14 protein-coding genes are annotated in these 13359 nt (G+C 33.1%); 6 read left to right on the top strand and 8 right to left on the bottom strand.

What is annotated here, in order from left to right; translation table 11 throughout:
- Positions 1-16 precede the first annotated feature (16 nt).
- Genes RM538_RS07455 through hemL form a run of 3 tightly spaced genes read left to right on the top strand, consistent with a single transcriptional unit; the run spans position 17 to position 3063 of the window.
- Positions 17-928: a 1-aminocyclopropane-1-carboxylate deaminase/D-cysteine desulfhydrase gene (locus RM538_RS07455; protein ID WP_311332785.1), complete on the top strand. Its 912-nt coding sequence runs from the start codon at positions 17-19 to the stop codon at positions 926-928.
- Complete coding sequence (locus tag RM538_RS07450) at positions 928-1770, top strand: glucosaminidase domain-containing protein (protein ID WP_311332784.1); 843 nt, start codon at positions 928-930, stop codon at positions 1768-1770. Before RM538_RS07455 ends, RM538_RS07450 begins: the two co-directional genes overlap by 1 nt.
- Before the next feature lie 6 nt (positions 1771-1776).
- A complete protein-coding gene (gene hemL, locus RM538_RS07445) occupies positions 1777-3063 on the top strand; it encodes a glutamate-1-semialdehyde 2,1-aminomutase (protein ID WP_311332783.1) in 1287 nt (428 codons plus the stop codon).
- A 55-nt stretch (positions 3064-3118) separates the two neighbouring features.
- Here the strand turns inward: hemL and RM538_RS07440 are convergent, their stop codons facing one another.
- From RM538_RS07440 to RM538_RS07430, 3 genes are all read right to left on the bottom strand, one after another.
- Positions 3119-3469, bottom strand: a complete 351-nt coding sequence (locus RM538_RS07440; protein WP_311332782.1) for a hypothetical protein — start codon at positions 3467-3469, stop codon at positions 3119-3121.
- A gap of 67 nt (positions 3470-3536) precedes the next feature.
- Entirely contained in the window at positions 3537-3959 is a 423-nt protein-coding gene (locus RM538_RS07435) for a DUF4890 domain-containing protein (protein ID WP_311332781.1), read from the bottom strand.
- Positions 3960-4096: 137 nt separating this feature from the next.
- Entirely contained in the window at positions 4097-5380 is a 1284-nt protein-coding gene (locus tag RM538_RS07430; protein ID WP_311332780.1) for a fibronectin type III domain-containing protein, read from the bottom strand.
- Between the two features lie 177 nt (positions 5381-5557).
- Here RM538_RS07430 and RM538_RS07425 point away from each other — a divergent pair, with 177 nt between their 5' ends.
- The gene (locus RM538_RS07425) at positions 5558-6844 is read left to right on the top strand and encodes a prenyltransferase/squalene oxidase repeat-containing protein (RefSeq protein ID WP_311332779.1); all 1287 of its coding nucleotides are present in this window, start codon (positions 5558-5560) and stop codon (positions 6842-6844) included.
- A gap of 135 nt (positions 6845-6979) precedes the next feature.
- Here the strand turns inward: RM538_RS07425 and RM538_RS07420 are convergent, their stop codons facing one another.
- Positions 6980-8434 (bottom strand): hypothetical protein, encoded by a 1455-nt coding sequence (locus RM538_RS07420; protein WP_311332778.1) that lies wholly within the window; start codon positions 8432-8434, stop codon positions 6980-6982.
- Positions 8435-8588: 154 nt separating this feature from the next.
- Between RM538_RS07420 and yiaA the strand changes: the two genes are divergently transcribed.
- Entirely contained in the window at positions 8589-9071 is a 483-nt protein-coding gene (gene yiaA / locus RM538_RS07415; protein ID WP_311332777.1) for an inner membrane protein YiaA, read from the top strand.
- A 78-nt stretch (positions 9072-9149) separates the two neighbouring features.
- Here the strand turns inward: yiaA and RM538_RS07410 are convergent, their stop codons facing one another.
- The 4 genes from RM538_RS07410 to RM538_RS07395 all read right to left on the bottom strand — a co-directional run bounded on the left by RM538_RS07410 (position 9150) and on the right by RM538_RS07395 (position 13079).
- Positions 9150-9530: a thiol-disulfide oxidoreductase DCC family protein gene (locus RM538_RS07410; protein WP_311332776.1), complete on the bottom strand. Its 381-nt coding sequence runs from the start codon at positions 9528-9530 to the stop codon at positions 9150-9152.
- 119 nt (positions 9531-9649) lie between these two features.
- The gene (gene lysS, locus RM538_RS07405) at positions 9650-11338 is read right to left on the bottom strand and encodes a lysine--tRNA ligase (protein ID WP_311332775.1); all 1689 of its coding nucleotides are present in this window, start codon (positions 11336-11338) and stop codon (positions 9650-9652) included.
- 149 nt (positions 11339-11487) lie between these two features.
- A complete protein-coding gene (locus RM538_RS07400; protein WP_311332774.1) occupies positions 11488-11907 on the bottom strand; it encodes a DUF1573 domain-containing protein in 420 nt (139 codons plus the stop codon).
- A gap of 110 nt (positions 11908-12017) precedes the next feature.
- Entirely contained in the window at positions 12018-13079 is a 1062-nt protein-coding gene (locus RM538_RS07395) for a response regulator transcription factor (RefSeq protein ID WP_311332773.1), read from the bottom strand.
- A gap of 102 nt (positions 13080-13181) precedes the next feature.
- Between RM538_RS07395 and RM538_RS07390 the strand changes: the two genes are divergently transcribed.
- Complete coding sequence (locus RM538_RS07390; RefSeq protein ID WP_311332772.1) at positions 13182-13340, top strand: YqaE/Pmp3 family membrane protein; 159 nt, start codon at positions 13182-13184, stop codon at positions 13338-13340.
- The last annotated feature ends 19 nt before the right edge of the window (positions 13341-13359 follow it).

Genomic DNA, 13359 nt, shown 5'->3' with positions numbered 1-13359 from the left:
TTTACTAATCCCTCGAATGGAAAGACTTCAAAAAATTGATAAAATAGAATCTGAATCATTAAAAGAGAAGAATATTCTGTTCCATGTCCTAAGAGAAGATAAAATCCATCCTTTTGTATCTGGAAACAAGTATAGAAAGCTAAAATACAATGTGTTAGAGGCAAAAAAACTAGAAAAGCGTAGTTTATTAACTTTTGGAGGTGCTTTTTCAAACCATATAGCTTCCGTTGCTACTGCTGGAAAGTTAAATAATATTGAAACAATTGGAGTTATTAGAGGAGAAGAATTATCTGTTTCAGTACAGGACAACCCAACTTTAAGTTTTGCACTATCACAAGGAATGAAACTTCACTTTATCTCTAGAGAAGATTATAAAAAGAAGGAAGACACCTTATTTATCAATGATTTAAAACAAAGATTTGGAGACTTTTATTTACTCCCCGAAGGTGGCACAAATGAACTTGCGGTAAAAGGTTGTGAAGAAATTTTAACCAATTTACCAGAAAACTATGAGTATGTGTGTGTTCCAGTTGGTACAGGAGGTACAATTGCTGGTTTAATAAAAGCTTCAAGTATTAATCAAGAAATACTAGGTTTTTCAGCTTTAAATGGAACTTTTCAGTCCTCTGAAATAGAAAAATATACTTCAAAGAGTAATTATAAGATTATAGATACATATAATTTTGGCGGGTATGCCAAAATAGATGCGCAATTAATTCGTTTTATAAATAATTATAAAGTACAAACTAATATTCCTTTAGACCCTATTTATACTGGTAAAATGATGTATGGTATTTATGATTTGATTTCTAGAAACTATTTTACACCTAATAGTCGTATTTTAGCCATTCATACTGGAGGTTTACAAGGAATTGAAGGGATGAACATAAGATTACAAAAAAAAGGATTACCTCAAATTACTATATAATGCTTAAGAGAATTTTACCATTAATTTTTATTAGCCTACTTGTATTAGCTTCTTGTAAATCTAAAAAGAAAGCGATAAGTACTTCAAATAAAACAAAAACGGAAAAGGTTATTACTAAAAAACCTATTCCTAAAAAGACTGTTGTTAAAGAAAAAACTGAAACTCCAAAAACAGTTATAAAAAGCCCTCCAAAAAATGCTTCTTACGCAGAGGTAGTTAGTAATTACATTAATAATTACAGTACCATTGCTAAAGACGAAATGGCAAAATATGGTATTCCTGCAAGTATTACACTTGCTCAAGGGATTCTCGAAAGTGGTGCTGGTAGGGGAGAACTTACTAAAAAAGCAAATAACCATTTTGGTATAAAATGCCATACAACTTGGACTGGTGATCGTGTTTATCATGATGATGATGAACTACAAGAATGTTTTAGAAAGTACAAAGACCCTAAATATTCTTTTAGAGATCACTCTTTGTTTTTAACAGGTAGAAGTCGCTATAGTGATTTATTTTCATTACGAAAAGATGATTACAAAGGATGGGCAAGAGGATTAAAAAAAGCAGGCTATGCTACAGACCCTAAGTATCCAAATAAGCTTATTAGTATCATAGATAGGTATGACTTAACAAAGTATGATCAGGAAGTACTTGGCAAGAAAAAAACTAATAATTCTCCTTCTAAGGTTAAAACCTACACCGTACAAAAAGGCGATACGCTATATAGTTTATCAAGGCGTTTTAATGTTACTATACAAACGTTAAAGGATTATAATGGGTTAGAATCTGATACCATTTCTGTTGGGCAAGTATTATATTTGCATCCTGTAAAAAATCAATAATCATTTATGATTTATAAGAGAAGTAGTGCTTTGTTTTCTGAAGCACAAAAAGTAATACCTGGGGGTGTAAACTCACCTGTAAGAGCATTTAAAGCCGTTGGAGGAGATCCTATTTTTGTTAAAAGAGCAGAAGGAGCCTATCTCTACGATGAAGATGGAAACACCTTAATAGATTATATAAACTCTTGGGGTCCAATGATATTGGGGCATGCTTATCCTTCAGTTGTAAATGCTGTTATTGAAAAAACAAAAAAAGGGACTTCTTTTGGGATGCCTACTGAAATTGAAACTGAAATTGCAAAACTTGCAGTTTCTATGGTGCCAAACATAGATAAAATACGTTTTGTAAATAGTGGTACTGAAGCTTGTATGAGTGCTGTACGACTAGCAAGGGGCTACACAGGAAAAGATAAAATTATAAAGTTTGCGGGTTGTTATCACGGACATAGCGACTCTTTTTTAATACAAGCGGGTAGTGGTGCAGTTACTTTTGGGTCACCTAATAGCCCAGGAGTTACTAAAGGAACAGCGCAAGACACTTTGTTAGCTTCTTATAATGATATTGAAAGTGTAACTACTTTAGTTGAAAATAATAGAGATGAAATTGCCTGTATTATTATTGAACCAGTACCAGGGAATATGGGATGTATTCCACCTTCTGATGGTTTTTTACAATCACTTAGGAAAGTATGTGATGAAAACGATATCCTATTAATTTTTGATGAAGTGATGACTGGCTTTAGACTTGCAAAGGGTGGGGCACAAGAATTATACGGGATTAATGCAGATATTGTAACTTTTGGAAAAGTAATAGGAGGAGGGCTACCTGTAGGTGCTTTTGCTGCTCGTGAAGAAATAATGAACTTCCTAGCACCACTTGGTCCTGTATATCAAGCTGGAACACTAAGCGGAAATCCATTGGCCATGGCTGCAGGATTAGCAATGTTAACTGAACTTAACTCAAAACCGCAAGTTTTTGAATCTCTTGCTAAAAAAACTGAATATTTACATAAAGGGTTAGCAGAGGTATTATCAAGAAATAAAGTTACCCATACTATAAATAGGGTAGGTTCTATGATATCTGTTCATTTTTGTGAAACATCTGTTACAAATTTTGAAACTGCAGCTTTGGCAAATAATAATACTTTTAAGAAGTTTTTCCATGATATGCTTGCCAAAGGAATCTACATTGCACCAAGTGCTTTTGAAACTTGGTTTTTATGTGATGCCTTAACCTATGAAGATTTGGATAAAACTATTGATGCCTGTAATGAAGTATCAAAACAGTTATAATTTAAAAAGCCTTTCCAAGTGGAAAGGCTTTTTAAATTATTGGCGACACTTCAATTTATTGGTCTTGTAGTGTAAGCCATTTTTTATATTGTTCAGGTGTTAATGCTTTTTTTACACTTTCTTTGAAAGTAGCATCAATTTTTTTCTTAGCCTCGGTTACACCAGCATTTGTACTTGGCTTACTCTCTACTTCTTTTCGGTAATTAGAAATTTTAGATACATAAGCTCTAAACAATGTACGTTGTTGGTCTCCACTTAAATCAAGTGTTTGCGAAAGCTCTGCAACTGTTTTTTTTGCAATAACTTCTGGTCTATCTTGATTTTGACTTAAGCTTTGCGCTGATACTGCTTGCATACCAAGTAGCATGAACAAAGCGAAAGCGATTTTGGTTACTATTTTTTTCATTTTTAATAAATTTATGTTACTAAAGTAACTAATTCAAAAGATAGTAACCAATTATTACGCCAAAAATTTATTTTCTGCCTTTTCGTCCTTTTCTTTTTGTGTCTTGTCTCTTTTTACCAGCCTTTCTTTTCATGCTTTTTTCCCACTTCTCATATTGCTCAGCATTTAAAATAGACTTCATTTTTTCTTTTACTTCTATCCTATCATCAAGAAAAGCTTTTCTAGCTTCAAATTTCTCGGTATCATTCATATCTGCCATTTCTTTTCTATTGGCTCTCATTTCTTTCTTTTTTGCAGCTATTTCAATGTTTATCTCATTAACCTGAGCTTGTTGTTTTTCATTTAAATCAAGATGCAAAGTCATTTTTTTTGTCATTAACTCTGCCATTTGCTCTGTAGTAAGGTTACTCCTTTTGTCTTTTCTTTCTTTTTGTTGTGCAACACCAGTTATTGTAACTAGTAGTATTGCAAGGAATGCTAATTTTTTCATGTATTTTATTTTAAACGTTATATCTATAGGACTTACTATCTGTTATTAAGTTTAATTTTTGGTGGATTAAAGTTTTGTTAAAACAAAAAACCACTCAATATTGAGTGGTTTTACAAATTATTATTTTTTGTTGATTATTATGGTTCACTAATTTGTGATAAGTAATCCATTAACATTGTGAGCGCTTCTTCATGTACAACAGTTCTACCTATAAGTGGCATACTATACCCTGCTATTACAGAAGAGAATCGTGCTTCAATGCTTGATCGTTTCTCATAAATTTTAGTATCTGCATAAGGCGTCTCCAGTCTTAAATCAAGCTCTATCTCTGGTGGTGTTGTACTCCCTGGTCTATGGCAATGCGCACAGTTTACATCAAGGTAGGCTCTTCCACGTTCAAAAATGTCATAATTGGCAGTATCTGTCCAATCTGGTAATACACTTACCTCAGAAGAACTACCAAGACCTTCTAATAACCCATTGTTAATAAAGAAGTCTAATTGATTTTGTCCACCAGTATACGAAGGTGTAAAATTCATACTACGTAATTTCATCCCTATAGGAATAGGAGTACTATTGTTATTATGGCAAGTAAAACAGTCTTGTTTTGATGGAATAACATAGTCTATGTTATTAGTATCTCCATCTTCATCAATAAAACTAATGGCAATTTGACTACTATTTTCGGTATATGTGGCATCAGTTTGACTTTCGTTCCAAATGTAATCACCAACTTCCCAAACACCATTTATTTTTAAGAAAATCCTAGTTTCAATTATTGTTTTTCCTAAGCTAGGATCTCTATCGTCTATATTGTAAAAAAATGTTTTTGCAATAAGCGTTTCATCTGGATAGCTAGGTAATAAATCATCACCATTGTAAGTTAGAGTTTCACCATCGGGTAATTTAATAAGACGTTGTTTTTTTGAATAATCTGTGAATAAGGTTGTATTTATTTCATAAAGCTGTACACCAGTTGAAGGGGTTAAAGTTGCCATATCTTCAACATAAACACCCATTTGAGATAAGTTGTCTCTAAAGCCAAAAGGAGCATCAATAGTAGTTGCATCAATTGTATTGCTTGTATTAGACTCGTTTCCTGCAGCATCAAAAGCAATTACACTATAGCTGTAGGTGGTTTCAAAATCTAGGTTTAGCGCAGTATAACTTGTGCCAGAAACATTAGAAGCAATCTCAATTCCGTCTTGAAATACTTTATAGCCTATAACGCCTACATTATCTGTAGAAGCGTCCCAAGATATGTCTATAGAGCTTTCGGTTTCATTAGATGCAGTTAAGTTAGCAGGTGCACTTGGTGCTTCTGTGTCATTTGTTTCTGTAGGGGAATAATCATCATCTCCACCACAGGAAGAAAGAACAGTAGCAAACAATAGTAAAAGTAATGTGGGTAAATTTTTCAAAATAAATCTTTTTATAGCAGGATAAAAATATAAAAAAGTATTGATAACCAATGTTGTCTGTATGTAAAACTAACTAAAAAGTATGTATTACTCATTGAAAACATGGTTTTACTCATCTACTGTTTTATAAAGAAATCAGTTGGCGTAGCTTCGGTTAAGAATTTTAAATACTACACTATGAAAACAAAAATGTTACTTGTTGCCTTTCCTTTCTTAGCTATTGGAATTGTAGCTTCATTATTTTCAGATGAAAATACTTATTTAGAAACAAAGAGAACACTAAAACCTATAGATGGATGTGTTTTTATGACAGTTATGGGAGAACAATCCTCTGAAGATTTTATGGCTTATAAGAATAACGAAAATGTTCAATTAGCTATTCGTGACGGACTAGATTGGTTGGTTGAAGCGCAGTTGCCTAATGGAGGATACGGAGCTGGTACCCACGCTAGGCAAGATGTAAGAGACCCACATGCTGTTAAAGCAGACCCTGCCACTACTGCAATGGTGGCTAATGCCTTTCTTAGAAGTGGGAAAACTACTTATCAAAAAAAATTAATTAAAGCTGTTAATTACTTATTAGAAACTGTAGAGAATACACCTAAAGATGCCCCGTATATAACAGATGTTAGAGGAACTCAAATTCAACGAAAATTAGGGCAGAATATAGATGCAGTTTTAACAGCTCAGTTTTTATCAAACTTATTAGATAGAGACTTAAAATGGGTAGATACAAAAAGAGTAAATAAGTGCCTTGATATATGTGTGAGTAAAATACAAAATGGTACTGATGAAACTGGTAGGCAAAAAGGAGCTGGCTGGGCTGGTGTATTGCAGAGTGGTCTAGCAAATAGTGCTTTAGAGTCTGCACAAGCCGTAGGTATAGAAGTAGATGAAGATGTGTTAGAACGCTCTAGAGACTATCAAAATGGAAACTATGATAGTGAGTCTGGAAATGTAAAAACTGAAGATGGAGCAGGTATTATGTTGTATGCAGTAAGTGGAAGTGTTCGCGGAAGTGCTAAAGAAGCTAGAAAAGCGGCCGAAGTAATTGAAAAAGCTAAAAAAGATGGTGTGCTTAATGAAGTAGTTGTAACGGCTCAAAATTTACAAAAAGCTGGATTGAGTGAAGAAGAAGCAATTGACTACGCAGCTTCTTATAAAGTGTATAACGCGGCAAAAAATGTAGCGCAAAGAGAAGATGTACTCAATGGTTTTGGAAATAATGGTGGAGAAGAGTTTTTAAGTTTTCTACAAACAGGAGAGTCCTTAGTGGTAAATAAAGATGATGACTGGAAAGATTGGTATGATGATATGAGTGGGCGTATTTTAAAAATACAAAATGAAGATGGAAGTTGGAATGGACACCATTGTATAACAAGCCCTGTTTTTTGTACTGCAACTAGCTTGTTGCTGTTAACGGTAGAGAACGATATTCAATTTTTAAGCAAAGTAGGCGAGTAATCGTCTTTGTAACGATAATTTTTAGGTTGGTGGATTCCGTCGGGAGGCGGAAGTTTTTACACCGCTCGTACCTTCTGGCAGGGATGCCAGACCCCTTAAGCCAAGATAGGAGGAAGTAGGTGTGAGCGGTGTTTTTTATTTTTTCTTGACCAATTCCAGCGTAACTTCATACATATCTCTACGTTCCATTTTTGCTTTTAACCAAGCATAAAAACTCATTACAAATACATCTTCTTCTTCATAAGGTTTCCAATCAAAAGATGCTTCTACTTCATTTATAAAGGCTTCATGTGTAACTAGTTTGGGGTTTTCATAATATTTGGTGATTAATGTAATAAAGTTGAGTACTCTATTTTCTTCAATTTCTTGTAACCGTTTGTGGTACGTACGCTTAAAACTTTGTAGTCTAGAAAGTACAAGTTCTAATTTGTCTAATTCAATGAGTAATAATATCTCAATTAGATTCTTTTTTAAAATCCATAATAGCCCCACTTTTTTTTCATACCAAGCATCACTATGTTGTAAGGTTCTTAAAACCGAATACGCTTCCTTGAATTCCGTTTGTTGAAAGTGACACATTGTTAAAGTTAGAAGACCATCCAGCGATTGGTCTTTTCTATTCTTTAAAACTGAAATTGCTTGTTGTGCATTTCCAGTATAATTTTCTAAAAGTGCTTCTAAGACAGTTGCTTTGGCTATAAACTGATTTCGATAACCCTTTTCAAGTTGTGTTTTTAGTATGCTTAAAAATTCTTTTGAAGTAGTAAAATCTTTATTTCTGAAATACGCATACGCTAATAAATTTAATAACTGAATATGATAGTACAAGTTTTTATTGGCAAGCGCTTTTTTCTTTTCTAGAATTGAAGCTACTTCATTTAACAGCGGTGTTAAAGAATAGTAATCACTTTTTATCGTAGCAGCTTTTGTTACAACTTTTAATAGCTGAAATAATGATTTATAAGTAAGTGTTTCGTTTATTTCTATTTCATATTCTGAAAAAGCAACTTCAATAATAGATAAAACCGATTTTTCTTTAGTATGTAAAAACTCATTAGTAATGGTAGCATATGCCAAGTTAAGTTTTTGTTCCTTCGTAAAGTTTTGCAAGTTAATAGTTGCTTCTTTGCTTATTTCTGAAAGTGAGAGCGTAGTTGAGAGATGTGCATACTGGATTTTTGTATGATAAACTTCTGTAAGTATAGAGTACACATCAAGATTGCGTGCTTTTTGTTCAGCTTTTTCTAATGTTTTAAAAGCAATTTTATGCTTTTTATGTTCAAAAAAGATTCTACTTGCAAGCAGGAGTTTAAGAATCTCTAATTCTTCGGAAGTTTCTCCAGCAAAACTTTTGTTTGCTGTGAAATCTATTAAACTATCGGTTAGTCGTTTGCTTAATGCATGCAATGCATTTTTTGAAGGTTTCCCATACAATTTAATATCTAATTCTTCAGATGTGCCTTTTACAAGCTGCTTAAATAACTGTATGTTTTTAGTGTCTCCTCTTCTGTTTTTTTGCTTTAAATAAGAGATAAATTGAGTGCAATCTTCTTCAGATAAAGTACTAATAATAGCTTTGTTTGTATTCATTAAAACATAAGTAAATATGTATCTAAAGTACTAATAATTATATATTATAAGTATATATTTTAAATTTAAATCGTAAGTTTTATGAAAAATTAGTTTTCCCTATTGTTTTGTTTCCTTAGATATTTGTTTCGTCAAACATCAAAACATTTTAAAAATGGAAAGTCAAATTTTAAAAGACAAGAAACCTGTTAATTCTCCTTTAATAGAAGAAATAACAAAAAAGAAAGAAAAATTTAATTGTAAACCCACGCCAGCTTTTATTTCGGCTTCATGGACAGCATTATTTATTGGTATGGTGTCCTATTGCGTAGGGTTGTGGAATGCAGATATGTGGCTTAATGAAAAGGGATACTATTTTACCATTCTGCTTTTTGGGTTATTTTCTGTTGTATCAGTCCAAAAAAGTGTACGAGACAAGTTGGAGGGCATCCCCGTAACCGATATTTACTATGGAATTTCATGGTTTACAACCATAGCTTCTATCTTGTTACTCATAATTGGATTATGGAATGCAGATTTAGAGTTAAGCGAAAAAGGATTCTATGGGATGTCGTTTATGTTAGCTCTTTTTGCAGCAGTAGCCGTACAAAAGAATACGAGAGATATTAAGTTTTTGGAGAGAGAAGAAAATAAATAACACAAAACAGGAACTTACATCTGTAAGTTCCTGTTTTGATGTAAAAAGCAGTTTTGGAAACAAGGCTGCTTTTGTATTTTATCTCAAGTTTATAGTACAGGTCTGTGAAGTGCCAAACCACTTTACTCTATTTCTGGAAGCTGTTTTGTATATATAATCGCGTAACATACGAGGAATAAATGCTAAGAGTGCTGCTAGGCGCTGCCACTTTGGTATTTTTGAAACAATACGTAAAAAACCATCACTATGTGTATGGACTCCATTTGTGTCAATTAAGATAACAGTTTCTAATTTTTGTAAAGGGAATCCGTAAGTAGCTAAATACTCTTGTCCTTTTGGAGATTGAAATGGGATAAAGCTAAATAGTTTTTTAGGTGCAAATTTTAATAACCACCCTACAACTCCGTTGCATAGGTTGCACTCTCCATCAAATATTATTATTGCTTTTTCAGTTTCCATACCTAATAGTTTAATTAGGTAGTAAGTCGGGAAGTATTGAAGAGGCTTACAACATGCTTAAAAAACAAGAAACAATCTGACAATAATACCTTGCTATTAGCTTTAAGTTTATTTATTTTTTAAACTATTGAAACAAATAAACCATCATCTGTTTTTTCAACATTAGCAAGCTTATTTTTTGTTAACTCCTTAATAGATTTATCCCACTTTTTATTAGATAAGCCAGATTGTTCTTTTAAAGCTGTAAGTTCTAATTTCTCAGCTTTTTTAAGAAGCGCTAAAACTGCTTTTGCTTCGTCTGTTAAAGCAACTGCTTTACGTTCAGGTTTCATTTGTGGGAAAAATAGAACTTCTTGTATAGAAGGATTATTAGTTAAAAACATGATTAATCTATCCATTCCAATACCCATACCACTTGTAGGTGGCATACCATATTCTAGTGCACGAATAAAGTCATTATCAATAAACATAGCTTCATCATCTCCACGGTCTGCAAGTTTTAACTGTGCTTCAAAGCGTTCGCGTTGATCAATTGGGTCGTTAAGCTCACTATAAGCGTTAGCTATTTCTTTTCCACAAACCATTAACTCAAAACGCTCTGTAAGTTCTGGATTATCACGATGTTCTTTACATAGAGGGCTCATCTCTTTTGGGTAGTCTGTAATAAAAGTAGGCTGGATAAAGTTTGGCTCACATTTTTCTCCAAACATTTCGTCTATAAGTTTTCCTTTACCCATAGTATCGTCCACAGCAATTCCCATACCTTGTGCTGCTTCTCTTAACTCAGCTTCAGACTTACCAGTAATATCAAAACCAGTAAATTTTAAAATAGCTTCTGCCATAGTTACACGAGGATAAGGTGCTTTAAAATCAACTGTGTGTTCACCAAAAGTAGCTTTGGTTGTTCCGTTTACCTCCATTGCGCAATACTCTAATAACTGCTCACAGAAATCCATCATCCAATTATAGTCCTTGTACGCAACATAGATTTCCATTGCGGTAAACTCTGGATTGTGAGTACGGTCCATTCCTTCATTTCTGAAGTTTTTACTAAACTCATATACTCCATCAAAACCACCAACAATTAATCTTTTAAGATATAGCTCGTTTGCAATCCTCATATATAATGGAATATCTAGCGAGTTGTGATGTGTAACAAATGGACGTGCAGCAGCACCTCCAGGAATAGGTTGTAGGATTGGAGTCTCAACTTCAAAATAACCTCTTTCATTAAAGAAGTCTCGCATGGCATTAAATAACTTAGTGCGCTTTACAAATACTTCTTTTACATGTGGGTTTACAGCGAGATCTGCATAACGCTGTCGATATCTAAGTTCTGGGTCATTAAACTCATCATAGGTATTTCCTTCACTATCTGTTTTTGGCAAAGGAAGAGGTTTTAAAGATTTACTTAATAATGTAAAGTCTTTAACCAAAACGGTTTTTTCTCCTACTTTAGTAGTGAATAACTCTCCTTCAATTCCAATGAAGTCTCCAATATCCAGTAATTTTTTATATACATCGTTGTACTTGGTTTTATCATCACCTGTACAAATTTCATCCCGATTAAAGTACACCTGTATTCTTCCTTCTGCATCTTGAAGCTCTGCAAAACTTGCTTTTCCTTGAATACGACGAGACATTAATCGCCCAGCAATAATTACTTTCTTGCCTTCTTCAAAATCCTGTTTTATGGCACTAGTTTTTGTATCCACAGGAAATAAATCTGCTGGATATGGATTAATGCCTAAATTTTGTAGCTGAATACGCTTATCTCTACGTATTTGTTCTAGTTCAGAAAGTTGCATGCTTAGTAATTTTTAAAGTGCAAATATACTTTATTACAAGATATTTTAATGTGGGAACTCTCTAGAATTATATAGCATTTTGAAATAAAAGAAGGTATCTAAAAAAAACAGTAGATACCTTCTATAAAAGCTGAAAACTATTTGGCTAGTTATTTACTTCCCACAATCTCCCCTTTAATTTTTAGTGTTACTTTTCCTTCTTTAGCATTAGAAGAAACTGTAATTGTTTTAGTAAAAGCTCCAAGCTTTTTGGTATCATACTTTACTGCAATTTCTCCTTCTTTCCCTGGCATAATTGGCTCTTTAGAGTAGTTAGGTACAGTACAACCGCAACTAGACTTTACATTGGTTAGAACTAATGGAGCATTGCCAGTATTCTTAAAATAGAAGGTGCGCTCTCCATCAGAATTTTGGGCTACTTTACCATAATCGATTGTTTGAGATTCAAACTCGATTACTGCAGCTTTTTCTACTAGTGCAAGCTCTTGTGCCTTTACTGTTGAAAAACTAGCGACAATAAAAAGTACTAGTACTACTGAAGTTTTTAAAATGTTTACTGTTCGTTTCATGATTATGAATGTTTAATGATTAATATGAAACAAACATCTCATTTAATACTGAAAAATAGCTGAATTGGTAGTTGGAATAAGGTGCTAGACCCCGTTTGAAAAATATGTAATTATTTAGAAAACAATGTTTTAACTTCGTCTCTTGATGAAACATTTAATTTTCTATACACATTATTTATGTGTGTTTTTACAGTACTAACACTTACAAAAAGCAAAGTGGCAATCTCTTTGTTGGTTTTATTTTCAAGAATTAAATCCAATACTTTCTTTTCTTGATTGGATAAATTTTCATCTGTGATTTTAGGTTCTTTTGCTTTTCGCCATTTTCCGAAGAAATAAAAATTACCCGCAATAGATAGTATTGAAACTATGCCAATAAGATACAGCCACCAAGGTATTTGAGCTTTCTCTGCTATAGAATTTATAAGATATTGATCTGCTTTTAATTCTGCTTCGTATTGCTGGGTGTACCCAGTCTCTGGGTATTTTTGCTGTAAGCGTACTAGCAAATCTTGGTAGTAATTATTGTTTTTTAAATCTTCGAGGTAGTAGGTATGAAGCAAACTGCTTCGGTCACTTAAAAAAGAATAGATGTATAACTCTGCAAGTGGTTCTTGTAATTGCTCTCCATATTGCTGAAAAATTGTAAACCATTTTTCAGTATTTACTTTTCTATTTGCCTCACTTCTATAGCTGTTAAAGGCATAGTGCATATCGTTTCTAAGAGAATCAATTTTTAAAAAAGCTTCGGCCCTTTTGTCTTCAGAAACTACTTTGCAAAATACTTCATCTGCAAAGGAGGTAGGTAGTTGTATGGTTGAGGTATTGTTAGCAATAAAAATAATTTCTTTACTGTTTTTGCAATGTCCCATAACATGTGAGGTGTTGGGAGCATCATCTGGGCAGGTATCCACATGGATACGGTACATTCGGTTATCTGCCGGAAGGTTATTTCCTGTAAAACTAAAATAGCCTGTAGTGTCTGCTTTAGTTTTGATTAAGATTTGCTCATTATAAACACCAGATAATTTTCTGTAATCTTCAACAAGGGATAAGAATATTTCTCCATCTTTAAGTGTTTCGTCAACATAACCTTCAAAAGAATATTGAGCAAACATTCCTTGCGAAAACAAGAAAGTACAAATAGATAGTATTAAGAGTTTAAACTGCATTCGCAACGAAGATAAACACTCTATTTCATTAAATCAATAGCTGTAACAAAATGCTTTATTCTCTTACTTATTAATTGAATATTAATCTTAACTTTGAAATCTATGAGCATTTGGAGAGTACTATTATCAATTTTATTTCCGCCTTTGGCAGTTTTAGATAAAGGGTGTGGGTCTATTGTAATAGTATTGATACTTACCATCTGTGGTTGGATTCCCGGTGTAATTGCCGCTCTAATTATATTAAATAATCCTAATAAGTAATTTTTAACCTTTCCTTTTT

Origin of the sequence: Patiriisocius hiemis (assembly GCF_031846325.1) — a bacterium.
Taxonomy (GTDB): Bacteria; Bacteroidota; Bacteroidia; order Flavobacteriales; family Flavobacteriaceae; genus Patiriisocius_A; species Patiriisocius_A hiemis.
This window is presented reverse-complemented; position numbering and strand designations above follow the sequence as displayed.